This is a genomic window from Chryseobacterium sediminis, from assembly GCF_008386505.1.
Lineage (GTDB): Bacteria > Bacteroidota > Bacteroidia > Flavobacteriales > Weeksellaceae > Chryseobacterium > Chryseobacterium sediminis.
The window spans coordinates 264,149-289,633 of the sequence record NZ_VUNZ01000003.1 but is presented as its reverse complement, the minus strand read 5'-3'; the positions used below and the strand labels follow the sequence as shown (position 1 = coordinate 289,633).

At 36.8% G+C, this 25,485-nt stretch carries 20 protein-coding genes; 7 read left to right on the top strand and 13 right to left on the bottom strand.

Features of this window, described 5'->3' with window-relative positions; all coding sequences use genetic code 11:
- Positions 1 to 66 precede the first annotated feature (66 nt).
- The 4 genes from FW780_RS16585 to FW780_RS16570 form a co-directional block, all read right to left on the bottom strand.
- Positions 67 to 2,532 (bottom strand): beta-mannosidase, encoded by a 2,466-nt coding sequence (locus tag FW780_RS16585; RefSeq protein ID WP_149834786.1) that lies wholly within the window; start codon positions 2,530 to 2,532, stop codon positions 67 to 69.
- 126 nt (positions 2,533 to 2,658) lie between these two features.
- Positions 2,659 to 3,321: a copper homeostasis protein CutC gene (locus tag FW780_RS16580; RefSeq protein WP_149834785.1), complete on the bottom strand. Its 663-nt coding sequence runs from the start codon at positions 3,319 to 3,321 to the stop codon at positions 2,659 to 2,661.
- Between the two features lie 18 nt (positions 3,322 to 3,339).
- Positions 3,340 to 3,894 carry a hypothetical protein gene (locus tag FW780_RS16575; RefSeq protein ID WP_241676929.1) on the bottom strand — a complete coding sequence of 185 codons (555 nt, stop codon included), beginning with the start codon at positions 3,892 to 3,894 and terminating at the stop codon, positions 3,340 to 3,342.
- 169 nt (positions 3,895 to 4,063) lie between these two features.
- Positions 4,064 to 5,062 (bottom strand): isoaspartyl peptidase/L-asparaginase family protein, encoded by a 999-nt coding sequence (locus FW780_RS16570; protein ID WP_149834783.1) that lies wholly within the window; start codon positions 5,060 to 5,062, stop codon positions 4,064 to 4,066.
- A gap of 109 nt (positions 5,063 to 5,171) precedes the next feature.
- Between FW780_RS16570 and FW780_RS16565 the strand changes: the two genes are divergently transcribed.
- From FW780_RS16565 to FW780_RS16550, 4 genes are all read left to right on the top strand, one after another.
- Positions 5,172 to 5,777, top strand: coding sequence for a Crp/Fnr family transcriptional regulator (locus tag FW780_RS16565; RefSeq protein ID WP_241676928.1), 606 nt, complete (start codon positions 5,172 to 5,174; stop codon positions 5,775 to 5,777).
- A 221-nt stretch (positions 5,778 to 5,998) separates the two neighbouring features.
- On the top strand, positions 5,999 to 6,364 hold the full coding sequence (locus FW780_RS16560; protein WP_149834782.1) for a DUF3302 domain-containing protein: 366 nt from the start codon (positions 5,999 to 6,001) through the stop codon (positions 6,362 to 6,364).
- 6 nt (positions 6,365 to 6,370) lie between these two features.
- Complete coding sequence (locus tag FW780_RS16555) at positions 6,371 to 7,528, top strand: HlyD family secretion protein (protein ID WP_149834781.1); 1,158 nt, start codon at positions 6,371 to 6,373, stop codon at positions 7,526 to 7,528.
- 1 nt (position 7,529) lies between these two features.
- A complete protein-coding gene (locus FW780_RS16550; RefSeq protein ID WP_149834780.1) occupies positions 7,530 to 8,930 on the top strand; it encodes a TolC family protein in 1,401 nt (466 codons plus the stop codon).
- A 50-nt stretch (positions 8,931 to 8,980) separates the two neighbouring features.
- Here the strand turns inward: FW780_RS16550 and FW780_RS16545 are convergent, their stop codons facing one another.
- The 6 genes from FW780_RS16545 to FW780_RS16520 all read right to left on the bottom strand — a co-directional run bounded on the left by FW780_RS16545 (position 8,981) and on the right by FW780_RS16520 (position 15,516).
- The gene (locus FW780_RS16545; RefSeq protein ID WP_149834779.1) at positions 8,981 to 9,469 is read right to left on the bottom strand and encodes a DUF6691 family protein; all 489 of its coding nucleotides are present in this window, start codon (positions 9,467 to 9,469) and stop codon (positions 8,981 to 8,983) included.
- Between the two features lie 27 nt (positions 9,470 to 9,496).
- Positions 9,497 to 10,060, bottom strand: coding sequence for a YeeE/YedE family protein (locus tag FW780_RS16540; RefSeq protein ID WP_149834778.1), 564 nt, complete (start codon positions 10,058 to 10,060; stop codon positions 9,497 to 9,499).
- Between the two features lie 15 nt (positions 10,061 to 10,075).
- Complete coding sequence (locus FW780_RS16535; RefSeq protein WP_149834777.1) at positions 10,076 to 11,491, bottom strand: MBL fold metallo-hydrolase; 1,416 nt, start codon at positions 11,489 to 11,491, stop codon at positions 10,076 to 10,078.
- Between the two features lie 84 nt (positions 11,492 to 11,575).
- Entirely contained in the window at positions 11,576 to 12,370 is a 795-nt protein-coding gene (locus tag FW780_RS16530) for a sulfite exporter TauE/SafE family protein (protein ID WP_149834776.1), read from the bottom strand.
- A 221-nt stretch (positions 12,371 to 12,591) separates the two neighbouring features.
- Positions 12,592 to 13,233, bottom strand: coding sequence for a Crp/Fnr family transcriptional regulator (locus tag FW780_RS16525; RefSeq protein WP_149834775.1), 642 nt, complete (start codon positions 13,231 to 13,233; stop codon positions 12,592 to 12,594).
- An 18-nt stretch (positions 13,234 to 13,251) separates the two neighbouring features.
- Complete coding sequence (locus FW780_RS16520; RefSeq protein WP_149834774.1) at positions 13,252 to 15,516, bottom strand: glycoside hydrolase family 20 protein; 2,265 nt, start codon at positions 15,514 to 15,516, stop codon at positions 13,252 to 13,254.
- A gap of 219 nt (positions 15,517 to 15,735) precedes the next feature.
- Here FW780_RS16520 and FW780_RS16515 point away from each other — a divergent pair, with 219 nt between their 5' ends.
- On the top strand, positions 15,736 to 16,548 hold the full coding sequence (locus FW780_RS16515) for a DUF4197 domain-containing protein (RefSeq protein WP_149834773.1): 813 nt from the start codon (positions 15,736 to 15,738) through the stop codon (positions 16,546 to 16,548).
- A 644-nt stretch (positions 16,549 to 17,192) separates the two neighbouring features.
- Here FW780_RS16515 and FW780_RS16510 read toward each other — a convergent pair.
- A complete protein-coding gene (locus FW780_RS16510; RefSeq protein WP_149834772.1) occupies positions 17,193 to 17,846 on the bottom strand; it encodes a CoA transferase subunit B in 654 nt (217 codons plus the stop codon).
- Between the two features lie 122 nt (positions 17,847 to 17,968).
- Between FW780_RS16510 and FW780_RS16505 the strand changes: the two genes are divergently transcribed.
- A complete protein-coding gene (locus tag FW780_RS16505) occupies positions 17,969 to 19,771 on the top strand; it encodes an ABC transporter ATP-binding protein (RefSeq protein WP_149834771.1) in 1,803 nt (600 codons plus the stop codon).
- Positions 19,772 to 19,822: 51 nt separating this feature from the next.
- Here FW780_RS16505 and FW780_RS16500 read toward each other — a convergent pair whose 3' ends face one another.
- On the bottom strand, positions 19,823 to 20,524 hold the full coding sequence (locus FW780_RS16500; protein ID WP_149834770.1) for a CoA transferase subunit A: 702 nt from the start codon (positions 20,522 to 20,524) through the stop codon (positions 19,823 to 19,825).
- A gap of 383 nt (positions 20,525 to 20,907) precedes the next feature.
- Between FW780_RS16500 and FW780_RS16495 the strand changes: the two genes are divergently transcribed.
- Positions 20,908 to 22,437, top strand: coding sequence for a toxin-antitoxin system YwqK family antitoxin (locus tag FW780_RS16495; protein WP_149834769.1), 1,530 nt, complete (start codon positions 20,908 to 20,910; stop codon positions 22,435 to 22,437).
- Between the two features lie 183 nt (positions 22,438 to 22,620).
- On the opposite strand, the gene FW780_RS16490 is transcribed toward FW780_RS16495, so the two are convergent.
- Positions 22,621 to 25,359 (bottom strand): fibronectin type III domain-containing protein, encoded by a 2,739-nt coding sequence (locus FW780_RS16490; RefSeq protein ID WP_149834768.1) that lies wholly within the window; start codon positions 25,357 to 25,359, stop codon positions 22,621 to 22,623.
- Between the last annotated feature and the right edge of the window lie 126 nt (positions 25,360 to 25,485).

The window sequence follows — 25,485 nt, the reverse complement described above, 5'->3', positions numbered from 1 at the left end:
TTTAGGTATCAACCATGTCAAGATTTAGAACCTTGACATGGTTGATACATCAGGATTTAAAAAAGTTTAATCCTTCATTACATCCCAAAGACTCATCACTTCAATCTTCTCTAAAGGTTTTGAAATGGTAATTCTTTTTGAGGTTCCTGGTAATAAATCAAAGAAATTATCACTGAAATGAGCGTCTCCGATCAGATAAACATCTTTCGCCAGAATATCCGTTGATATTTCAATTTCAGTGGATGATACTTTTCTGATTTTAATCTCAGGTTTTGGGAGTTTTATATCTTTAGGTTTATTAAAAAAGAATAGCTTTTGAAATGGTGTATCCTTTTCAGAGCTGATCTTTAAAACGGTTTCAGAGAGATTAAACTGAGCCAATTCTGATTTACTGATGCTTCTAATCTTCTTACTTACATCGGCATTTACAATATCTGACTGACTGGCTTTCCAAAGTGTTTTTCCTTTGAAATCAATGAGTTCAAACTTTATATCTGTTTTTAGTTCTTTCAACAGATCGCTTATCAGATAAACGTCATAATTTTTATCTGTCTCGTTTACTGATACCAACACAGGTTCAAAGCTTCTTTTTGCCTGATAATGGAAGGCTTTCCAGTTTCCAAGATAATCTATAGACGACCATGAAACTACCGGCCAGCAGTCGTTGAGCTGCCAATACAGAGTTCCCATATTGTAAGGTTTTGCACGGCGGTGGGCTTCGATCGCGATCTGCATTCCTCTTGCCTGCAAAAGCTGTGAAACATAATTGTACTGAACAAAATCTGAAGGAATTTTATAATCACGCTTCAGGTATTCATTAATAATATCCCAGCCACGCGCGTGCTTTTCATGCGCTTTGATGGTTGAGTTTTGCAGATTTAAATCAGGAATCCCTGAAAACATTGATTTTGTAGCTTCAAGGCTGGGAGTCCCCTGAAAACCATATTCAGACATGAACCGCCCTACTTTTTCATTGTAAATTTCAAATGGCTGCTCACCCCACCAAACTCCCCAATAGTGGGAATCTCCTTCTGTCAGGCTTTCTTTATGTCCCCAGCCAATGGACGGAGAACTGGGCCAATATATATTTTTATCTGATTTCAGGTTTTCTGCCAATGCTTTGGGAATGACATCATGGAACAGCTTTTTATAGTCTTTCCAAACCTGCAGCGAATCACTTTTTGAATATTTGAACTGTTTCTGATATCCCCAGTTAACAATGGCTTCATCTATTTCATTATTCCCGCACCACAAAGCAATTGATGGATGGTTCTGAAGTCTGTTCACCTGATCTTTTACTTCTTCTTTTACATTGTTTAAGAACGCTTCGTCTGCGGGATAAAAGCTTCCTGCAAACATAAAATCCTGCCAAACCAAGATTCCGTTTTCATCGCAGGCTCTGTAAAACTCATCGTCTTCATAAATACCGCCGCCCCAGATACGGATCATATTCATATTGGCATCTTTGGTATCTTTGATCAGCTTATGGTATTTTTCTTTAGCCATTCTGGGTGAAAAACTGTCTCCCGGAATCCAGTTGGTTCCTTTAATATATAAAGGATGTCCGTTCACTTTAAAATAGAATGATTTTCCTTTTCCGTCTTTTTCCTGAACTAATTCTACGGTTCTTAATCCTATTCTTATGTTTTTATCATCAATATTTTTAAGATCTTTTGAAAGTTTTATTTCAAAATCATAAAGATTAGCTTCACCACGTCCGTTAGGCTGCCAAAGCTTCATCCCTTTTGTTTCGTAGGGAACAGAAATTATATTAGTCCCTTTTTTCAAAGCTATCTTTTTATGGCTGGAATTAAGATCCAATGCGTAATCTCCTGCATTTTGAGCATAAATTTCTACCTCAAAACGTAAATCAGAAGCTTTTCCGGAGTTATTCTGTAAATCTTTAACGGTAATAATTTTTGCATTATTCCAGAATTCCAATTGAATATCTTTCCATATTCCTGCGGTAACCAATCTTGGTCCCCAATCCCACCCAAATTGATATTGTGCTTTTCTTACGAAACTTCTGGGTGATTCCGGCATGGTAAACGGAACTTTTTTTGCTAACTCTTTTCCGGTATTTACCGCAGATGCAAACTTAATCTGCAGTGTATTATTACCCAATTTCAGATATTGTTTTGCAGGAATACTCCATTTCCTGAACATATTATCCGTTTTCTTTAAAAGCTTACCATTAAGATAAATTTCAGAAAATGTATCTAAGCCATTAAAGACCAAATCAATATTATCATTTTTCAATTCCTGAGATGAAACCGTAAATTGGGTCTGATAATCCCAGTCTTCATTTTCTACCCATTGTACTTTCTTTTCATTTTCATCTTTAAAAGGATCCGGAATAATCTTGTTATCCATCAGATCCAAATGAACAGTTCCCGGAACTTTTGCCGGAAGCCATTGTTGATCTTTTGAATTTTTAAACTGCCAGTTCTCCGAAGACAAATTTCTTTGGGAAAACTGTGCAAAAACGATATTCTGTGTGAAAAGGAAAGCAAAAAGGATCGTTCTATTCATCAATAATTTTGTTTTGTATCGTTACAATACCAGTGATTTTGTCATTCCGAGGTACGAAGGAATCTCTACTCTAAAAATTTAGATTCCCGCTACGTTTGGAATGACAAATTGAGTGTGTATAATATATTATTTACTCTTCAATGCAGCCACCTCATCCGGGTTGGCAAAAGCACCACCATCAGTAATTGCTGAAGAATGGAAATACCCCGCATTGGTAACAGCTCTTATTTCTTCAATATTGGATGAACGCAGTCCGCCTCCAACCAGAATTTCTATTCTTCCGTTGGAAAGTTCAACCAGCTTTTTCAGATTTTCTTTTCCATCCGATACATTGGGTTTCTGGCCGGAAGTAAGAATGGTTGTAAAGCCACATTCAATTACTTTTTCTAACGATTTTTCCAGGCTTGCAGCACGGTCAAAAGCACGATGAAAAGTACACGGAAGCGGTGCTGCCAATTCTACTAAAGTTTTATTCTGTTCAACATTAACCTCATCATTTCCATCCAGAATACCGAATACAAAGCCGTCTGCCTGTAAAGATTTCAAATGAACCAGATCATTTTTCATCTGTTCAAATTCTGAATCGGAATAGGTAAAATCTCCTCCTCTGGGACGGATCATCACAAAAATCGGGATATCAATTTTTTCACGAAGCTTTTTCATCGTTTCAAAGTCCGGAGTGGTTCCTCCTTCACTGAGACCGTCACATAACTCTATCCTGTCAGCTCCATTTTCAAAAGCAATCATTGCTGATTCAGGATTAAAACACGCTATTTCTATTTTTGACATTGTATTATCTGTTTAATTTTATTTCGGTTCATCCTGCAATACATCTGCAATGAGAAAGGAACCGTTTTCTTTTACGACTTTTATTACTGACGGATATTTAGCTTTAAAACCATCATCAGCCAACACCACATTAAAGATATATTCATCTTTTGAAGAGGATTTTAAATCACAGCTTGAGACTTTAATCTTATTCCAATCCTGTGCTGTAATGAGGAAACCAACTCCCACTCCGGCATTATTGGTATTAAATTTCGATTTCCACTTATCCTTAAATTCTTTTTCAGTAAGGCTTCCATCTACATCCATATCTACGTTTGTCGCATCAGTTTTATAATCGAAATAATCTTTGGTTGTAATCTTCCGCATATTCTTTTCTTCACTTCCGATATCAGCTTTAAAATAATCGACAATACTCTTTTCCAACCATTTTTTTGCATCTTCTGATTCATTGGATTCATTATTTAAAACTACTTTCTCTTCTGTCTGCTGTGGTTCAGCATCTGTTTTAATCTCCTTCTTCTCTTCTTTACATGCGATAATCAGAAATAAGGAAGCGATAATCGTTCTTTTCATATTTTGTTTTATATTTTGGCTAAATAGGTTTCTATTGATTTACTTAATTTTTTGTCGGAGTATCGCAAAGGCACAAAGATTTTCCTTGCAATCTGTTTCAAGACGCAAGGATTTTATCTCCGATAAAACATGTTGAATCTCCACAAGTCATATCTTTCCGGAACCAAAATTATTTCAAAGCAAATTCAGGTTTCTCAAGACGGTTTCCTTTCTGGTCATATACCGCAAAGTTGAATCCGTCCTGAATACAGTAAGAACCATATTCTCCCTGTTTATTGATGGCAATAAAGCCTACCTGAATATCTTTTAGATTTTTGTTTCTTCGCTGTGCAATTTTTACAATTCTGTCTACTGCTTCTTTGCAGGCTTCCTGTGGATTTCTGCCTTGTCTCATCAGTTCAACCACAAGGTGGGTTCCTACGGTTCTTATCACTTCTTCTCCATGACCTGTTGCTGTAGCTGCTCCTACTTCATTATCTACAAACAGACCTGCTCCAATAATCGGGGAATCTCCTACTCTGCCGTGCATTTTAAAAGCCATTCCACTGGTAGTACATGCACCGGAAAGGTTTCCCTGGACATCCAGCGCGATCATTCCTATAGTATCGTGGTTTTCAATATTGGCAATGGGTTTATACTGGCTGGTTTTTAACCATTCTTTCCATTCTTTTTCAGATTCCGGAGTAAGAAGATTTTCTTTTTTAAATCCTTGTGAAAGGGCAAACTGTAATGCTCCGTCGCCTACCAGCATCACGTGAGGTGTTTTTTCCATTACGGCTCTGGCAACGGAAATTGGGTTTTTAACATGTTCAAGACATGCAACAGAACCGATATTATAATTTTCATCCATGATACAGGCATCCAGCGTTACTCTTCCATCTCTGTCCGGACGGCCACCATACCCAACACTTCTTTCTTTCGGATCTAATTCTACAAGACGAACTCCTTTTTCTACAGCATCCAAAGCCTTTCCTCCTTTTCCAAGAATCGTCCATGCTTCTTCATTGGCTTTTAATCCGAAATTCCAGGTAGAAAGGACAATTGGTTTGTTTACAGCTGTTATTTTAGGTTCAGGTAATTCGGCAGCCATTAAATCCAACGGGTTTACGGCAAGTGCGGCTGTTGCAATTCCCAGTTTTTTAATAAAACTTCTTCGGTTATTGTTCATGGTATCTCAAATTGTATAATACCCACAAATCTAAAAAAAACTTCCATGAAATCCGCATGGCGGCTCAATGAATATCCGTGTATTATTTTTATTTATCTTTACTGCTGTAATGGATTCATTTAAAACTTTCAGAAATATCTCTTTTTTTCAGGAACTCTCTGATGAAGAAATTACTATTTTGGTTAATATCAGTACTCCAAAACTGCTCCAAAGAAAAGAAAAGCTTACAGAACCGGGTAAGTCTTTCAATCAATTGTTTATTCTTTCCCATGGATTATTAAGGTTTTTCTTTGATGATGAAAACGGTGTGGAAAGTAATCTTTTTCTTCCCTCTGAAAAGGAAGCTGCCATTATGGAAAGCCCAGAATCCTATTCTGAGGAAAATGAGGGAAAATATACTATAGAAGCTGTAATAGAAAGCCAGATCTTCTTGTTTAACAAAAGTGAATTTGAGGAAATCGCATTTCAGCACAGAGGTATTTACAATGTCTATCTCAAATCTTTAAAGCTAATCATCAACATAGCCAAAATACGTATAGAACAGTTTTGTTCTACCTCTCCCCATTCCCGATATGAAGAGTTTCTGGAAACCCGTCCTTTTACTTCTCAAAATGCCAACAGAAAGTACATTGCCAATTTTCTGGGCATTACTCCTAACTCTCTTTCAAGGATGACAGCCCGTATCCATAAAAAAAGGAACGAAAGAAAAAAATAACTTAGGAATACTTTTTCTCACTTTATTCATTCTATTTTTGCTTACTCAAAATACTATTACACAAACATTAAAAGCAAAATGAGAAAAATATCATCTAAAAAAACATCTTATTATTGAATGATCTTTAATCTTTTTTAAGATTCATAGTAACCAGGCAAATCAGGACTGACAGCCGGTTATTACCTTGTTTACATTTCATTATTACCTCATACAATTATTTTATGCAAAGAATATCATTACTTCTTTGCCTGTTATTATCATGCAATTTTGTTCAGGCATCAACAGGCAGTTTAGAAGATACTATAGCAAATTCTGCTTCTTGGTTCATTTTACTTGTTTTACCTATAGCAGGAATTTATCTTTTCTGGAAAGTTCACATTTATCCGGAAAAGGTAGCTGAGAAAAAGAACCATCCTCAGCTGAACGCCATAAAAAGTATGTGCCTCCTTTCCCTTGTTTTTGGAGGCCTTTTATGGCCGGTTGCTTTAATCTGGGCCAACTATGATTACGGAAACCAAGAAACACAAAAAAAAGACACAGATAACACAGATTTTACAGAAGAAGAATTTAAATCAATCGAAAATTAACAAAACATGCTGGAATTACTAGTCGCAATATATGCCGGAATATGCTGGCTTCTTATTAAAAAATTAAAGCTGATCCCGTGGACCTTTACCACACAGGTAGTAGTATATTCATTACCTATCTTCGGATCTATTGCTTTGATATTAAGTTTAAATTATTACTGTCCTATTACTTCTGACGTAAAAGTGGGAAACAGGAGTGTGGATATTACCACACAAGTTTTGGGAAAAGTGAAAAAAGTATATGTTACCACCAATCAGGAAGTAAAAAAAGGAGATACTCTATTTGTACTGGACAGAGAGCCTTATATACAGGAAATAAAATCTCTGGAAGCTAAGCTGAGCAATATGAAAGCTACTGTAAGCTCTTATAATACGGATATCTCAGCTTCCAGAAAAAACATAGCCGGTTTGCAGTCACAGCTGGATCTGGCTAATAAAAGAGTGGCTCAATACAAAGAATTGGTGGAAGCTGGCGCGGCAAATAAATTTGATCTGGAACAAGCTGTCACGAATGTACGTGATCTTCAATCAAGAATCAGTGCAGCACAATCACAACAACAGTCTTTGGAAACGAAATCCAATGCTTCCTATGGTGGAGAAAATTCATCGGTGTCTGAAATTCAGGCAAAGCTGGATCAGGCAAAATGGAATCTTTCTCAAACAGTAGTTCTGGCTCCTACTGATGGAGTAATTCCCAATGTTCAGTTGAATGAAGGAGCAATCATGGCGCCCTTTAAATCTGCTTTCGTATTAATTCAGAAGCAACAGTCAGTGATTGGATTTTTTGCTCAAAATGAGCTTGAATCGGTAAAAAACGGTGATGAAGTAGAGCTAGCTCTTAAAACAGAACCGGGGAAAGTAGTAAAAGCCAGACTTGAATACGTAATTGATGCTACGAGCCAGGGAATTATGAATAATGCCGGAGGAATGCTTGGAGGAAACGGTTCTACAGCGGGACTTCCTGACACAGCCAGACAATTGCCGGAAACTGATGGGAAACTTATTGCCAAATTTGTGTTGGAAGACAGCCAGAAACAGCTTACCGTTGGAGCAAGAGGAACAGCTGTCATTTATTCTGACCATATCAAACCGCTTCATCTTATCAGAAAAGTAATGGTGCGTATAAGCAGTAAAATCAACTATGTGATTCCTAAACTTCATTAACATGTACAAGAAATTAGTTTTACTGAGTATACTTTCCATAAGTTTAAGTTCATGCATCGGTTATAAAGAACCAACGAAGGAAAGTATGAATCAGCTTAAAGAAAAAAGTGAAATTGCTTCTCATATAGAAATCCCGGATGAATGGATCTTCGACAGAAAAGCGAACTCAAGATCAATTTCCTATGACTGGATCAATGATCTTAAGACTCCTCAACTGGAATCCCTGATCAATGAAGGAATGTTGTATAATGCAGATCTGATTATTGCAAAGGAAAAGCTTAATCAGGTTGAATTATCAATGGAAATTGCCGGAAGTGACCTATATCCTAGTGTAAGTGCTGTAGCCAATACTTCTAATAATTTGGTAAGTGATACCCAAATCCGACGTCTGGCATTAAAAGCCAATTGGGAAATTGATCTTTGGGGGAAAAATAAATCTTCACAGATGGCAAGCACCAGCAATTATTTTTCTGCAAAATATCAGAATACTCTGCTGCATCAATCTATTGCAGGGATGATTGCCAAAGCTTATTTTCTGAATATTGCAGGAAATATTCAGGAAGATAAGATTGAAACTTACATTCAGAAATCTAAAGATCTGGAAAAGCTATATGTCATTCAAAAGAAAATAGGAACAGCCAATGCTTTGGATATCTCCAATATAACAGCAGAAATTATTTCCCTGCAAGGCTATCTGGAAAAGGTGAAAAATGCGAATGCACAGTCCAGAAGATCACTGGAACTGCTCACCGGAAAATATCCGGAAGGGAAATTGGCCACTCAGAATTTTTTTAATGCTGTAACCAATAGTATTCCTGAGTCTTTCCCACTTCAGCTTTTGGAGAACAGATCAGATATCCAGGCTAGTCATTTCCAGATTGAAAAGGCTTTTTATGAAGTACAGCAGGCAAAAGCGGCAAGACTTCCTTCGTTGAATATCAGTGCCTCTCTTGGATCTGCCGGAAGTAATGTGGAATCTATCAATTCTTTATTTTCAAATCCGTTATTAAAAGTAGGCGGCGGATTGGTTTCTCCGTTATTCAACAGCGGAAAATTAAAAAAGAATGTGGAAATAAAAACTTCCCAGCAGAAACAGGTTGTTGAAGAATATTCAAAAGCGGTTCTGAATGCTTTGAACGAAGTGGAATCTTCTTTAGCTAATCTCCGTTCTATTGAAAAACAGATCACTTATACAACTAAAGCTGTCAATGAACTGAAAAATAATATTACTCTCACCGAGAAACAAATAAAGGTAGGTACAAACAACAGTTTTGTACTGATCCGTAAGCAAAGGGATCTCCTGAAAAATGAAATGAACCTCATCAGTCTGGAACTTCAGTACAGAATAGAGCGTATTAATCTTTATATGGCTTTAGGTGCAGAGAACTTCATTTATTCATAATTTTATACTTAAAAAGACTGCAGATTTTCTACAGTCTTTTTTTAAGGATATTAATGAGGTAATTTGTCTCTGAAATACCCATATACCCATGTTCCGGCAACGGCACTCAACAGGGTAACAGATACTGCCAAAGCTCCTGTTCCGATCTGAGCAAAAAGAGGTCCGGGGCATGCTCCGGTAATGGCCCAGCCAAACCCAAATATCAATCCTCCGTAAATCTGGCCTTTATTGAATTTTTTAGGAGCCAGTATAATGGGTTCTCCGTATATTGTTCTTATCTTGAATTTTTTAATCAGCATTACTGAAATCATTCCTACCAAAACAGCACTTCCGATAATTCCGTACATATGGAAAGACTGCAGGCGAAACATTTCCTGTATTCTGAACCAGCTGATAACTTCTGCTTTCACAAATATAATCCCGAATATAATCCCTGCGGCAAGGTATTTCAGGTTGTGGTGCCATCGGTGAGTAAGTGTACTTTCGTTTACACAGACAGTATCCTGATGACGTATATCCTGTTCTTTTTCTTTTATCATTATTTCAAAATTCTCTTTACATTAAACTTATAGGGAAAGGATGACGGGCAGAATAAGATTGGCCATTAAAAAGCCTCCTATCATAAAACAGATCGTTGCTACCAAAGAAGGCCACTGCAAGTTGGAAAGTCCCATGATAGCATGCCCACTGGTACATCCTCCGGCGTATCTTGTTCCGAATCCTACTAAAAATCCGCCAACAACCATTGTAATAAATCCTCTCAAGGTCAACAGACTTTCAAAGCTCATTAGCTGTACAGGAACCAGATTGCTGTAATCTGTAATTCCGTAGCCTGCCAGTTCGGTTTTCAGATCTGGATTAACTGTAATTTCTGCTGGATTAAGCAAAAAATTGGCAGCAATCATTCCTCCGAAGAAGATTCCCAGTACAAAAAATAAATTCCAGGCTTCTTTTTTCCAATCATATTTAAAAAAATTCACATTTGCCGGTAAACAGGCAGCACAAATATGCCTCAGTGAGGAACTTATTCCAAAGGATTTATTACCCATTATCAATAAGGCAGGTACTGTAAGACCAATCAACGGACCTGCAATATACCATGGCCACGGCTCTTTTATAATCTCCAACATTTCTTCTTTTTTAATCTATTTGTTTAAAATTTTTGTCTGGCATACATAATCACTTTTAGGAATACTTGTGGATGTAATCGCTTTGAAACCTCCTTCAATTTCTGTAAAATTTCTATATCCTCTTGCCTGAAGAATGCTTGCGGCTATTGTGCTTCTGTATCCGCTTCCACAATGCATATAAAAATGTTCCTCCGTTTGTAAACCGGCAATCCATTCGTTGATATACGCTAAAGGTTTGCTATAAGCTTCATGAATATGTTCTGCATTATATTCACTTTCTCTTCTTATATCAATGATTTTTGCTTCTTTTTCTTTTATTTTGGTTTCAAACTGTTCTGCAGAAATTCGATTGACAAAATCCGTTTCTTTCCCACTCTTTTTCCAGGTTTCAAAGCCACCTTCCAAAAAACCTAAAATATGATCGAATCCTACTCTGCTTAATCTTGTTACAGCCTCTTCTTCAGTACCATTTTCCGTTACCAGCAGGATTGGTTGATTTACATCAGCAATCAAAGCGCCTACCCAAGGGGCAAAATCACCATCTAACCCTATATTTACCGACTGTGGTATAAAACCTTTAGCAAATTCACCATTAGTTCTTACATCTAAAATCAAGGCCCCTGAAGCTTCAGCAATTTTCTCAAACTGTTCCGGAGCGAAAGCCTGCAGACCTCGTGAAAGGACTTCATCAAAACGGCTGTATCCTTTTTTATTCATCATGACATTCATTCCGAAATAGGCCGGCGGAGGTAAAAGTCCATCGGTAACTTCTTTTATAAAGCTCTGTTTGTCTTTCTGATTCAGGGCATAATTGGTTCTCTTCTGATTCCCCAAAGTATCTACCGTTTCTTTCTGCATATTTTTACCACAGGCAGAACCGGATCCGTGGGCTGGATATACCGTGATATCATCATTTAAAGGTAAAATTTTATGGTACAAACTGTCATATAAAAGTCCTGCCAGTTCTTCCTGGGTCATATTCGCTGCTTTTTGAGCCAGATCCGGACGTCCTACATCTCCAAGGAATAAAGTATCACCGCTGAAAAGTACTTTTTCAACTCCATTTTCATCAATCAAAAGATAGCATGAACTCTCAAGAGTATGTCCCGGTGTATGAAGAACTTTGATTTTAACATTTCCTATTTCAAATATCTGATGATCTTCTGCAATGATGGCTTCAAATTCAGGAGTTGCCGTGGGCCCATACACAACCGGAGCGCCTGTTTTATGGCTTAAATCAAGATGTCCGCTGACAAAATCAGCATGAAAATGGGTTTCAAAGATATATTTCAATTGTACTCCATCGTCTTGCAGTCTATTGATGTAAGGCAGTGTTTCTCTTAGCGGATCAATGATCGCTGCCTCTCCAGCCGAAGTAATATAATATGCTCCCTGTGCCAGGCATCCTGTATAAATCTGTTCTATTTTCATTGTATTTATTTTTTGATTTTGTTATCTGACACAAATTTCCCGCTTTCCTTTTTCCTCTACAGCTACTTTTGTTACATAAGGGATTTAAAGAAATATTTCTTTGATAACAATATAAATACCCATGATCAGAATAAACCATCCGAATGCCGGTTTTAGCTTTTTACCGTCTATTTTTTTTGACAACTGTGAGCCTATTACAATTCCTGCAACAGCAATAGCTGTAATAGAAATCAGTAGTTGCCATTCTATTTTCACATGGTTTTCAGAAGACATAAAACCTATCAAAGAGTTGAAAGAAATAATAACTAAGGAAGTTCCTATCGCAACTTTCATTGGAATTTTCAAAAGATTAACCAATGCAGGAATGATCATAAAACCTCCTCCAGCACCCACTAAGCCGGTTAAAACACCAACTATTGAACCCTGCCCTGCTGCCTGCAAAACATGTTTCTTATTCGTGGTGCTTTCTAAAAGTTCTTCAGGGATTTTTCCTCTTATCATTTTATAGGAAGCCAGAATCATTAAACCTGCAAAAATTAATAACAAAAAAATATTTTTGGTCATCGTAAAGTTCTCTATTCTGAGTACTTCCTGAGGAATTAAGGGAAGAAGGTATATTCTGGTCAGAAAAATAGACATAACGGAAGGAATTCCGAATATGAGTGCCATCTTAAAATTGACCAATCCTTTTTTAAAATATGAAACCGATCCAACAAGACTACTTACCCCCACTATAAAAAGAGAATATTCCGTTGCCAGAAAGGCATCAATACCAAAGAGATAAACCAGTACGGGAACGGTGAGAATACTTCCTCCACCTCCGATCAGGCCAAGAGAAACCCCTATTAAAATTGCTGCTGTATACCCTATAATTTCCATTTCATTATTCAAATAATTCTGATGCAAAAATGGGAATGTAAAGGGAAGGCTACAGCTACTTTTGTTACATAAGGAAGGTTTAACCCTAATGATCTCTAATATGCTCACAAAGGACATAAGGAAATTATCCGAGATTCCTTCTCCTTTGGTTTGCAATGACGGTTTGACCACCCCTCCAAAGGAAGGGAATGTGAGTGTCCTTCATTAAAATGAGGTATCGTCTATGAATTGAGGGTTTTCAGGAGGGTAATTTTGTTTCTGCCCAACTTCAGTCTTCCTTCTTCTTCAAGCTGTTTTAGAAGTCTGGAAACTACTACTCTTGCGGTCCCCAGCTCATTCGCAAGCTGTTCATGAGTTGTGTTGATGGTTTCAGAATGAGTAAGTTCAGATTTTTTCTGCAGCAGGTTCAGAAGTCTTTCATCTACTTTTTTGAAAGCAATGGCATTGATGATATCCAATAGTTCTTCAAATCTTTTATGATACAATCTGAAGATATAATCTAACCATTCGGGGTGTTCTTTGATGAATAAAGATACTTTGTCTACAGGTAAGAAAAGTATTTCAGCATCTTCTTCAATCTCGGCTTTTACAATGCTTTTTTCGTTATGCATCCCTCCGAGAAAGGACATGATACAGCTTTCTCCTGCTTTGATGTAGTAGAGTAAAATTTCCCGTCCATCCTCTTCAGTCCGGATGACCTTCAACATTCCTTTCATCACAATAGGAATGGAGCGGATGGAAGCATTTTCATCTAATATAATATCTCCTTCGTGGTAGTTTTTGGTTGTACCATATTGATACAGCTTTTCTACCAGATCCGGTGATGATGAAAATTCGGAAGAAAGTATGGTATTGTCCTGCATTTTTTAATTCTAATAAGGCTAATTTACACCAATTTCATCTACAAACAACCATGCTTTTGAATCTGCTCCAGGATTTCCAGCCGGAATAATACCTGCATTTTCTATATTTACTTTCAGGTATTTTGCGTTCTGCGTTCCTACATTCAATCTGATTTTTCCTTTGGCATTTTGAATCTCCGCAGTTGCAATTTCTTTGATCATTCTAAAATTTTTACCGTCATCAGAAACGAAAATTTTTGCAGATTTGGCAAGGTGAATCCAACTTCCTTTATTTTCCAGAGTATTGAAATAAACTTCTGAAAATGCTGTTTTCTGACCAAAATCTATTGTCGCTACGACATCTTTCCCCTGAAAACCAAGCCATGTTTTACCCAACTGTTTTATATTTCCGATAATCCCATCTACCAAAGTAAAAGCACCTCCAAAAGAATAGTTTTCACTTGGCTGCTGCTCAAGGCTTATGGCTTTTCCCGTAGTTTTTGAAATGGTAAATTGTTGTGAAGAAACAGCACTCTTTAGCTGGCCATCTTCAAAATAAGCAGATTTTATCGTTAAAGAATTAGGAATCTGTACAGCACTCTGATAGGTTTTAGAATTTACGGAAGGATCTGTTCCGTCCAACGTATACCTGATCCCGTTTGAGTTCTGTGAAGTTGACAGCTCATACGCAATTCCGTTATTGGAAGGAATCACTTTTCCTGTGATATTATAAATACTCTTTGCATAGTTCACCTTCATCTTATCCAGAACTTTGAACTGATTGATTACCCTGTTTTCAAACTCTTTATAATTTTTAGGATCTGATGTTCCCCAACCTACCTCAGAAAGTGCCATTAATCTTGGAAAGATCATATATTGCACTTGTTTAAAGTCTAAAATATATTCTGTCCACAAGTTAGCCTGAACTCCCATGATATATTTTGTCTGTTCTGCATTCAGCTCAGAAGGAATAGGATTGTAAGAATATACTTTGTCTAAAGGAGTAAAACCTCCAAAAGCATTAGGCTCCGACTGCGGATCTCCTTGATAATGATCGAAATAGCAATATGCTCCGGGAGTCATTACAGCAAAATGTTTTGATTTTGCGGCTTCAATACCTCCGTTTACACCCGTCCAGCTCATCACGGCAGCATTCGGAGCCAATCCCCCTTCTAAAATTTCGTCCCAGCCGATAATTTTTCGGCCTTTGCTGTTGACATATTTTTCAATTCTATGAATAAAATAGCTTTGTAAGCCATGTTCATCTTTTAAATTATTTTTCTTAATCAGCTCCTGACAGTGCGCACATTCTTTCCATCGTGTTTTTGGGCACTCGTCACCGCCGATGTGAATGTATTTGGATGGGAATAGCTTCATCACTTCGTCCAAAACGTTTTCCAGGAAGGTAAATGTTTCATCTTTCGGGCAGAAAACATCATCAAAAACGCCCCATTTTGTAGCGGCTTCAAAAGGCCCTTTCGTACACGCCAGTTCAGGATATGCAGATAACGCAGCCAAAGCATGCCCCGGCATTTCGATTTCCGGAACTACTGTGATATGTCTGTCCTGAGCATATTTTACCACCTCTTTTATTTGTTCCTGAGTATAAAAATAAGGTCCGTAAGGCTTTCCGTCAAATGTATTATCTACATAAGCCCCGATCATGGATTCTTTACGTTTTGATCCAATCTGAGTAAGTTTTGGATATTTTTTAATTTCAATTCTCCATCCCTGATCATCTGTTAAATGCCAGTGGAAAGTGTTCAGCTTATACATCGCCAGATAGTCTATATACTGCTTCACCTCTCCCACCGTGAAAAAATGACGGCATACATCCAGATGCATCCCTCTCCATGCAAACTTCGGCTGGTCCTCAATCTTCATTGCCGGGATCTTTTTTGCTTCTTTAAACTGCTCAATAATCTGAGTTAAAGTTTGAAGAGCCAGAAAATAACCTTGTTTGGTATAGGATTTTACATGAATTTGGTCTGGAAAAATTTCTATTGAGTAATATTCTTTTTTCTGTTCAGCATCTGCCGGAGAAAGCGGAGGAATCATAGAATTTGTTAAATGAATACCACCACTCTTCTGAGCATATTGAAATTTTAACTGAGATCCTATCCGTTTTTTGAAATATTCTGTTTCCTCTTTTGGCAGATTACCATTTAATACGAATGTTTCAGGAATGATAAATTCTCCTTGTAAAGATTCAACTTTTTGAGGGTAAGGAATTAAATTCAATTTATTTTGGGCTAAAATCACGTTTGAAATCAATACAAAAAATGCTAAAAAAGTCCGTATCATTAGAAGTGGTTAAGGTTTGAGCTAAGATAATTATTTTTCAAAACTCTTTGAGGCTTTTTAAAGACAAAATTTAGGCATCTTCAATTGTTTGATGAACATTTTTCCGTTTCAACCATTTCTTAGATATTCTTCTATTATATTCTATGCATTATGGTTTGCTTTTTGATCAACTTACACGACTTAAAAAAATTAAAAGATTTAAATTTGTAAAAAAATAAGATGAAAAAAAATATTTTTCTGGCAGTCGGATTATTATTCTCAATGTCTACACAGGCACAAATCTTCGATATCATAAAATCTGCTGTTAAAGATAAAACAGGCGTAGATCTGAATACTCCGGTAAAAAACAACGGTACTAAAACCACTACCACAACTACAACTTCCAGTCAGACCAATAATTCATCCGCCAACCTTGGAAACCTTACCTCTACTCAGATTTCATCAGGGTTAAAAGAGGCTTTAAGCATAGGAGTAACAGACGGAGTCAAAAAACTGGCGATTACAGATGGTTTTTTCAAAAATGAAGCTGTAAAAATTTTAATGCCTGAAAAATTAAGAAAAATCGACACTACTTTACGTTCTATCGGTATGGGAAGTCTTGCTGATGAAGGCGTAAAATTATTAAACAGAGCTGCCGAAGATGCCGTAACAGAAGCTGCTCCTATTTTCACCAACGCCATTACTTCTATGACGATTACGGATGCTAAAAATATTTTATTGGGCAGTAATAACGCAGCAACAAGTTATCTTCAGGGAAAAACCCAGAGCCAGCTGTTCACTGCTTTTCAGCCTAAAGTAAAAGCATCATTAGGAAAAGTAGGTGCTGACACGCTTTGGAAAAACCTGATTTCAAAATACAACACTTTTACAGGACAATCTGTAACAACAGATCTTAATGAATATGTTACTACTGAAACCATCAACGGTGTATTCAAAATGGTTGCCGATAAAGAAAGCGGAATCAGAAATACTCCGGCAATGAGGACGACAAGCATATTGCAGAAGGTTTTTGGGGCGCAGGATGGGAAATAATTTAGATAGAGGTTAGATTGATATGCTAACTGTAGAGATATAAAAGCTGTTTCATTAATGAAGCAGCTTTTTTGTTGGCTTTAATTTCTTTTGTCTTGAAACAAAAGAAACAAAAATTCAAGACTGGGATCTCTTCGCTAAAAATAAATCCTGTTCTCTAAAAATTCTAAACTTGCACGAATTCATTATTGTTGAATCGGTTCTAAGTCTGTCTCGCGCTTCGGACAGGAGAATTTTCTTAACGTTCTCAGAATTTATTTTCTTAACGCTACGATTTCCTATGTCATTTTAAAATCAACATTAGAAATATTTGTCAAATTTTAAATGATAAAAACTGTTTTATATTGAAGCAGCTTTTTTGTTGACCTTAATTTCTTTTGTCTTGAAACAAAAGAAACAAAAATTCAAGACTGGGAACTCTCCGCTAAAAATAATTTCTGTTCTCTAAAAATTCTAAACTTGCGCGAAATCATTATTGTTGAATCGGTTCTGCATTTGTCTCGCGCTTCGGACAGGAGAATTTTCTTAACGTTCTCAGAATTTATTTTCTTAACGCTACGATTTCCTATGTCGATTTTATCTTCTCTGTCTTATAAAAGTTTCGGCCTCACAAAGTGAGGCCGAAACTTTTATATTGTATCAAATTAGAATTGCATTTCAGGAATTTCACCGTCAATGATCAGATCTGCTTCAGTAGCTTTGATAATGTCTTCTACAGAAACTCCCGGCGCTCTTTCTACCAGTTTAAAACCTGCCGGAGTTACATCCAGCACCGCTAGTTCAGTAACCACTTTTTTCACACAGTTGACTCCTGTTAAAGGAAGTGTACATTTCTTAAGGATTTTACTTTCTCCTGCTTTGTTCACGTGCATCATTGCAACAATAATATTTTCAGCAGAAGCTACAAGGTCCATCGCACCTCCCATACCTTTTACCATTTTTCCGGGAATTTTCCAGTTGGCAATATCTCCATTCTCTGAAACCTCCATAGCACCAAGGATGGTAAGGTCTACTTTCTGACCACGAATCATCCCGAAACTGAATGCAGAATCGAAGAATGAACCTCCTTCTAAAATAGTAATCGTTTGTTTTCCGGCATTGATGATATCAGCATCTTCTTCTCCGGCGAAAGGGAAAGGTCCCATTCCCAAAACTCCGTTTTCACTCTGGAATTCTACGGAAATACCTTCCGGAACATAGTTGGCAACCAAAGTAGGAATCCCAATTCCCAGGTTTACATAATAACGATCTTTCAGTTCTTTTGAAATTCTTTTGGCAATTTGTTCTTTTGTAAGCATAATAAAAACTTAGACTGCAATTTAATTATTTTCACTTGAATACAAAAGAGCTTTGTTGTGTTCAATAATTAACACTGTTAGTTAAAATAATATCTGTAATTTTGCTTCATTATTTTAACAGAATGAAAATACTTTTTAAATATCTTAAACCTTATCAGTGGCTGATTCTCATTTCTTTATTTTTGGCTACTATCAATCAGGTTTTTTCTTTATTTGCACCGGCTATTACAGGAAATATTCTGGATCAGCTGGTCACCCATCCCAACTTTTTTGATAAAGAAAAGTTATTGCCCAGAAATCTGAATGAATATTTATACGGAAGTTCCGCATATCATGGTGCTTTTTACTTTTTAGGATTACTTATCGGAACGGCCATGGTGAGTAGAATTGCCAAAGCTTTTCAGGATTACGTGGTAAGTGTTATTACCCAAAAATTTGGAGCGAAAATATTCACAGACGGCTTAAAGCACTCCATGGCGCTACCTTTTCAAGAGTTTGAAGATCAGAGAAGTGGTGAAACACTGTCTATTTTAACCAAGGTAAGAGAAGATACCGTAAAATTCATCACTAATTTCATTAATATTTTCTTCGGAATTCTGGTGAGTATTATCTTTGTTTCGGTGTATGCAATCCGTTTACACTGGTCTATTATGCCGGTTTATATTTGTGGAATTTTCTTTATTGCTATTGTTACCAATTTACTGAGTAAGAGAATAAAAGTAATTCAGAAAAACATTGTTACCGAAACTACAGCTTTAGCCGGAAGTACTACAGAAAGTTTAAGAAATATTGAGATTGTTAAAAGTTTAGGATTAACCAATCAGGAAGTAATCCGTTTAAATAACAATACCTATAAAATCCTTGGCCTTGAACTGAGAAAGGTGAAAAGCATCCGTTCCTTAAGTTTTATTCAGGGAACGATGGTGAATTTTCTGCAACAGATGATTACCCTGACTTTATTGTATCTGATTTTTAAAAACATTGTGACTCCGGGGCAGTATTTATCTCTGATGTTTTATGGTTTCTTTATTTTCGGACCGATGCAGGAAATCGGGAACATTATTATTTCTTACCGTGAAGCAGAAGCTTCTCTTCAGAATTTTGACCGTTTAATGAAAAAAGAAGTGGAAGAAAAACCTCTTCATCCCAAACAAATTGGCGCTATTGAAGAACTGGAATTCAAACATGTTTCTTTCAAACATCAGTCTGCTCAGTATAAAGCCTTGAATAATATCTCTTTTGATCTTAAAAACGGAGAAACCATTGCTTTTGTAGGGCCTAGTGGTTCCGGAAAAAGTACATTGGTAAAACTGCTTGTGGGATTGTACAGACCTCAGGAAGGGAATATTTTTTACAATGGAATTAATGGAAAAGAGTTTGATTTTGATGAACTGAGAAATCAGATTGGTTTTGTAACGCAAGATACTCAGCTATTTGCAGGAACTATTAAAGAAAACCTTCTTTTCGTTAATCCTTCAGCTACTGAAGAGGAACTGGCTGTTGCTTTGCAGAAATCGAGCTGTACCGCATTGCTGGAAAGGGCTGAAAAAGGAATTGAAACCGTTATTGGTGAAGGAGGTCTGAAGCTGAGTGGTGGTGAAAAGCAAAGAATAGCAATCGCAAGGGCTCTTTTAAGAAAACCTCATCTGTTGATTTTTGACGAAGCTACTTCTGCACTGGACAGCATTACTGAAGAAGAAATTACTACAACTATCAAGGATATTTCAAAAGAAAGAGAACAGATCACAGTACTCATAGCCCACCGTTTAAGTACAATTATGCATGCTGATAAAATCTATGTTCTTGAACGCGGACAGGTAGTAGAAACAGGTTCCCACAGCAATCTGATTGCTGAAAAAGGCCTTTACTATGCCATGTGGAGACAACAAATCGGAGAAAGAAAAACACTTACTCCTCAGGCATAAAAAAAGCGCTGAAAATATTTTCAGCGCTTTTTTGTTTTTTATGATTCGAGCTTATTCTTTAGTTCTCACTGTTCTCTGCTCAATTCTTTTTTCAAATTTTTCTCCCTGGAAAATTCTCTGAATCATGATTCCCGGAATATGAATTTCGTTGGGATCCAATTGTCCTGGTTCTACCAATTCTTCTACTTCAGCAATGGTAATTTTCGCAGCTCCCGCCATAGGATGGTTGAAGTTTCTTGCAGATCCTTTGAAGATAAGGTTTCCGGCGTGGTCTCCTTTCCATGCTTTTACGATAGAATAATCAGCTTCGTAAGCATGCTCCAGAATGTGAGGTTTTCCTTTGAACTCTTTTACTTCTTTCCCTTCTGCTACTTCTGTTCCATAACCTGCAGGGGTATAAAAAGCAGGGATTCCTGCCTGGGCAGCTCTGCATTTTTCAGCAAGAGTTCCTTGTGGAGTAAGTTCTACATCCAGTTCACCTGAAAGCATCTGTCTTTCAAATTCAGCATTTTCTCCTACATAAGAAGAGATCATTTTCCTGATCTGTCTTTTGTGAAGCAGTAATCCTAATCCGAAATCATCCACTCCTGCATTGTTTGAAATACAGGTAAGGTCTTTCACATCACTTTCTACCAAAGCATTGATTGAGTTTTCAGGGATACCGCAAAGTCCGAATCCGCCAAGCATCAGTGTCATTCCATCCTGAATTCCTTCGATGGCCTCCTTTGCATTTTTTACTCTTTTATCTATCATGAAATATTAGATTTTTCTGTTGGCTAAATTTAATAAATTTTCTGGTATATCCCATGTCCGGAAACGATCCTGAACTGTATACTTTTTTTGAATCCTTTTTTTCAATATTTAAATCTATAAAAATCAAACTTTTATCAATAAAAATGAACAAGTCTGTTCGTTTTTTGTGGTATTTCTCATCAATTTGATTTATATTTGGGGCTTCAAATCCGGAAACACAATCTATTTTGTTTCGGATAGCATTGATTTTAAACACAATATTAATATAAAATTATTTTACGGCAGAACATTATTGCCTTTTTACTTCTTCTGATCTCTTCAGAGAATATTTCAATATATACCATCACATTAATCATATACAAAATCAAACTTTAAATAAAAACATGAAAAAATTATTTACCTCAGCATTACTTGCCCTGGTACTTAGCATCAATGTGTATGCACAGGAAAAAACTTATTTCGATGAAAACTGGGAAAAGACTACTCAGGATAAAATGGAATTTTACCGTGAAACGACTCCTAAAGGCAAACTCATCCTCATCAAAGATTTCTATAAGGACGGAAAACTACAGATGGAAGGTCTTGCTTCTGATACTACTCCAAGCAATGAAGTTTTTGACGGAAAAGTAACCTGGTACACTCCTGAGGGAAAGATCATGAGTACGGTAACTTATTCTAACGGAAAGCAGGTTGGAGCTTCTCAGTCTTATGATGATAAAGGCCGGATTACAGAGGATATGGTCTATAAAGCTGACGGTAACTTCACTGGAAAAATGGTGGTATACAAGGATCCTGAAAATGAATCTTTTTATAACTCGATAACCACTTATGAGAATTCTCTGCCCGTAAAGACTATTATTTATGATGAAGATATTAAAGGAATCAGATACGAAACCACTTCTGATAAAGACGGCAACTATGAGACTAAATATTACGGTGAAAAAGGGAAACTTATTGGGACATCTCCTTCCGGTTCGGGTGAAGGGCTGCAGGTAGATTATTATCCGAATCCAATGAGGATCTCAAAGATAGAAAAAACCAAAAGTGACGGCAGTATAAAGGAAAGTATTATCTATGCTAAAAACGGACAGCTGCTGCAGGAACAGAAGAGAAACAAAAAAGACGGTTATAAAACCACTTATGATGAATCCGGAAAAAAAATAGGCCATCTTATTTATCAGTATGATAAAGAGAATGATATTTACCAGCCGACAGAAGGTGAAGATTATGAGCTTAATTATGATTATGCACTGATTTCTTCTATTGATGTATATAAAAACGGTTCCATCATAACAAGCAAATATTTTGATGAAGAAGGAAAGTTATCATCTGAGAAAATTTTAAAAGAGAATGTTACTCAGGAGATTAAATATTATTCCCCAGATGGAAAACTGAAATCTACCCTGACCTATAAAGATGAAATGCCTTATAATGGTACAGCCTATGAAGGACTTAGCGAAAGCCAATATAAGGAAGGTGTTTTAGTAAATACTAAAATGTATACTGAAGAGAAAAAGCTGAAATCTGAGAAGAAATTAAATTCTAAACAAACAGCTTATGATACCACTATTTATGATAATAAAGGTACTCTTTTATACACTTACAGCCAGCCTTTGAGTGAAGACGGAGATCATGATTATTTCTTCACAGCACAAATTGTACAGTATGTAAAAGGAAAACCTGCCAATAAATCTTCTGTAAAAGCAGGTATTTTACAAAACGGAAAAATAAAGCTCACTACCCTAAGCGGAGTTAAAGAATTAGAACGCAATGGAAAATGGGTACTTATAAAACTGTATAGTCCGGACGGAAAGCTTCTTCAGGAAACCAAAACACTGGCTGATCTACCTGAGGAATATGCTTCTACAGAAAATCCGGCGGCATTCAGCGAAGATGATCTATATGTTGATTAATCATTGCATCAATATATCAAAAGCAGTTTCAATTTTTGGAACTGCTTTTTTATTTAACACAGATTTTTAGGGTAAATATTTCTGCCAAATTATTCAGATTGAGCAGGCATTATGTTTAAACAATAAAAAAGAGACCGCTATTTCCAGCAGTCTCTAAAATTATAATTGTGTTTCGTTTACTTATTACTGAATAATCAGCTTTAAAGTAAATAGTTTTCTTCCGTGTACTTTTACAAAATAAACGCCTGCCGGAAGGTTTTCATTCACCAAAGAGAAACGTTGGTTATTGATATTTTTTGATACATACAGTAATTCTCCTGAAGCTGAGACCAATTCGATTTTCTCAATCGGGTAATCACTCTTAATGAAAGTAGGCTGTCCAGGTTTTGTTGGGTTAGGATACAACACTACATTTTTCTCCGTACTTCTTGTTTCTTCAGTTCCTAATGTTGGTGAAGTTACCTGGAACTGTACTCTGTTTGAAACTTCTGTATAAGAATCATTGGTAAACATAACCATATAATAATTTCCTGGTGTAGCAGGTACAGCTGTTCCCTGAATTGTTTTTGTTCCCTGCGTCACTCCGTCAAAATAAGTATAAGAAACGAAATTATCATCCGGTGTCTGAACACTTTGCGGATAAATTCCTAACCAGTCTTTGATGATTCCCGGAGAATCTGTCCATGAAGCTGTAATATTTTCTCCTAAAGTATATACCGGTTTATTGATCCACAAATCAGTCACGATATCACCTACTTTAAAGAATACCTTCTCCCCGATTCCGTTATATCCGTCTTCCAGTAGATATTGAGCGTAATAATATCCTTTCGGAAGTCCTGTGAAATTAAGTGTTCCTGATGCAGTTGTTACATAGCTCCATTTAATAGAAGCTGTAGTTCCCGGAGTCTGCCCCATCTTATAAATTCCGATCCAGTCTTTCTGCAAGTTGGGCCCGTCTGTAAAATTAAGAACCACTGTTCCTCCTACCGGATACGTATCAGAAGTAGTCTGCAGCTGAACTTTCGGTCCTACATAAAACTCTTTTTTTGGAGTGATTTCGGTATATCCTCCGTTTGCAAAAAATCCTGCAAAATACTGACCTTTATTAGCCATACCATTATTAAAAGTAACTGTTCCTGCTACCTGTCCGTTAGTATAACTGTACACTTGTGAAGTAGTACTCGCCGGTGTCTGTCCTTTTTTATAAATTCCTACCCAGTCCTGCTGATTTCCAGGACCTCCGGTGAAAGTAGCGGTAATAGCTTCATTTTGAGCATATTCCGTTTTATTTAAAGTAAATGTAGGATTTGAAACTACACTTCCTGTGATTTCAAACTGCTTCACATCACTCCAGTCACTCCACTCCAGGTTTCTGTCTCTGTAACGGGTTTTCACATAATAAATTCCGTTTGGAATAGAGTTCGCTGCCAATGTTGCTTTTGTAATGTCTACTCCATCATTCAGGTTTTTGGTTTTATCCGGAGTTCCGTTTCCGTCTTTTCCGAACCAGTTTTCAAAATCACGGTAAAACTCTTTTTCAATCACAGAAAAGGTGGATGTCTTACTGATCAGAAACTGTGTCGTGTTCAGCAATTCATTATTTGAAGATGAAAATGCACTTCCATTCAATGTCAAAGGCAGAGTAATAGCCCCTGAGAAATTGTTTGTAATAGATGGTTTTGCCGGTTTAGGCTGATTTTTATATCTATGGAAAGAATCTACCAGTACGTTATTTTTTTTGTTGTAAACACCACCAATAGAATAACATTCAACATCCACTTTTCCCGTCGGAATATCTACTTCCACGATCTGATACGTCCAGTCTGTCAAAGTCTTCTGAACATCATCAAAATCCTTTTCATTAGACATTCCCCAATACTGATCCCAAGCCGTTCCTCCTGAAATAATCTGATAGTTCGGTGTATTTTTAAGCTGTCCTCTGTGATATAAATGATGATGGGCCCCCACGTGCATTAAATATTTATCCGAAGTTACCAGAAGCGGTACAGCATTTTCTCTTACCCATGTAGAAATATCTCCTACATACTGCTCAGCCTGATAAGGTCTGTGGCTTAAGGAAATAATCCAGTCTACGGTAGAATCACTGTTTGCCGCTGTTAAAATCTGCTGAAGCCAGTTCTGTTGTGCAGATCCCGTATGTTCTGAGCTCAAACTTACGAATAATACATTACCCGCCTGCTGAGCATAATAATTTTCATTTCCTGAGCTTATTCCTTTATAACTGATTTCATCAATATAAAAATGGGCGTAGTAAGAATTCATTCCCATTGTTCCATAGGTTTCATGATTTCCTACTGTTGTCTGAATAGGCAGGTAAGGTGATAATTTGATGTTCTTTTTGAAGTGAACATTCTCATAATGATCCAATGTTCCTACATCCACCTGATCTCCTACCATAAAAGTAAGGGCAATATTGTCTGACGGGTCTGAAGTAGCTCCGAATTTTTCCTTTAATTTTTTATAGGCATTCAAAGTAAGCGTGTCATATCTCGGTTCTGCTTTGATTTGGTTGTCACCCATAATAAGGAAACGGATTTTTCCATTGGCCGTTACGGCCTGTCCCGGCAAAGGAAGAGTTCTGAAATTGTAAACAGCAGACTCACTGGTTCCTGTTTTTATCTTGTAATAATATTTAGTATTCGGCTGAAGATTGGTAACCTTTGCCGTATGGTAATAATAATTGTTGTTATACCCCGTATCTGAGAAGATATTGGTAGTTCCTGTTACCGTCACGTTCAAATTCGTTGGAGAATCTCCGTAGATCACTGTTGTTTCATTGTTGGAAGCTGTTTTCCAATTGACGATCATAGAATTCGGGGTTGGATTTTGTAAATATGGATACAAAACCTGCCCGAAAGCCATCTGGACCGCGAAACAAAAAAAGAAGAAATAATGTTTCATAATAGCTTTAGTTTTAAAATAACATATATAGTTTTAAGTTGTGAATCAGGAATTTAAAAATCAGTGTTAAGATTTTTTATTTCGGGCAAAAGTAGAATTCCCATATAAACTCTGTCTGATGGTATT

Excerpts from the sequence above, each read along its gene's own strand:
- FW780_RS16585 (WP_149834786.1), bottom strand. The coding sequence starts at position 2,532 with ATGAATAGAACGATCCTTTTTGCTTTCCTTTTCACACAGAATATCGTT.
- FW780_RS16580 (WP_149834785.1), bottom strand. The coding sequence starts at position 3,321 with ATGTCAAAAATAGAAATAGCGTGTTTTAATCCTGAATCAGCAATGATT.
- FW780_RS16575 (WP_241676929.1), bottom strand. The coding sequence starts at position 3,894 with ATGAAAAGAACGATTATCGCTTCCTTATTTCTGATTATCGCATGTAAA.
- FW780_RS16570 (WP_149834783.1), bottom strand. The coding sequence starts at position 5,062 with ATGAACAATAACCGAAGAAGTTTTATTAAAAAACTGGGAATTGCAACA.
- FW780_RS16565 (WP_241676928.1), top strand. The coding sequence starts at position 5,172 with ATGGATTCATTTAAAACTTTCAGAAATATCTCTTTTTTTCAGGAACTC.
- FW780_RS16560 (WP_149834782.1), top strand. The coding sequence starts at position 5,999 with ATGCAAAGAATATCATTACTTCTTTGCCTGTTATTATCATGCAATTTT.
- FW780_RS16555 (WP_149834781.1), top strand. The coding sequence starts at position 6,371 with ATGCTGGAATTACTAGTCGCAATATATGCCGGAATATGCTGGCTTCTT.
- FW780_RS16550 (WP_149834780.1), top strand. The coding sequence starts at position 7,530 with ATGTACAAGAAATTAGTTTTACTGAGTATACTTTCCATAAGTTTAAGT.
- FW780_RS16545 (WP_149834779.1), bottom strand. The coding sequence starts at position 9,469 with ATGATAAAAGAAAAAGAACAGGATATACGTCATCAGGATACTGTCTGT.
- FW780_RS16540 (WP_149834778.1), bottom strand. The coding sequence starts at position 10,060 with ATGTTGGAGATTATAAAAGAGCCGTGGCCATGGTATATTGCAGGTCCG.
- FW780_RS16535 (WP_149834777.1), bottom strand. The coding sequence starts at position 11,491 with ATGAAAATAGAACAGATTTATACAGGATGCCTGGCACAGGGAGCATAT.
- FW780_RS16530 (WP_149834776.1), bottom strand. The coding sequence starts at position 12,370 with ATGGAAATTATAGGGTATACAGCAGCAATTTTAATAGGGGTTTCTCTT.
- FW780_RS16525 (WP_149834775.1), bottom strand. The coding sequence starts at position 13,233 with ATGCAGGACAATACCATACTTTCTTCCGAATTTTCATCATCACCGGAT.
- FW780_RS16520 (WP_149834774.1), bottom strand. The coding sequence starts at position 15,516 with ATGATACGGACTTTTTTAGCATTTTTTGTATTGATTTCAAACGTGATT.
- FW780_RS16515 (WP_149834773.1), top strand. The coding sequence starts at position 15,736 with ATGAAAAAAAATATTTTTCTGGCAGTCGGATTATTATTCTCAATGTCT.
- FW780_RS16510 (WP_149834772.1), bottom strand. The coding sequence starts at position 17,846 with ATGCTTACAAAAGAACAAATTGCCAAAAGAATTTCAAAAGAACTGAAA.
- FW780_RS16505 (WP_149834771.1), top strand. The coding sequence starts at position 17,969 with ATGAAAATACTTTTTAAATATCTTAAACCTTATCAGTGGCTGATTCTC.
- FW780_RS16500 (WP_149834770.1), bottom strand. The coding sequence starts at position 20,524 with ATGATAGATAAAAGAGTAAAAAATGCAAAGGAGGCCATCGAAGGAATT.
- FW780_RS16495 (WP_149834769.1), top strand. The coding sequence starts at position 20,908 with ATGAAAAAATTATTTACCTCAGCATTACTTGCCCTGGTACTTAGCATC.
- FW780_RS16490 (WP_149834768.1), bottom strand. The coding sequence starts at position 25,359 with ATGAAACATTATTTCTTCTTTTTTTGTTTCGCGGTCCAGATGGCTTTC.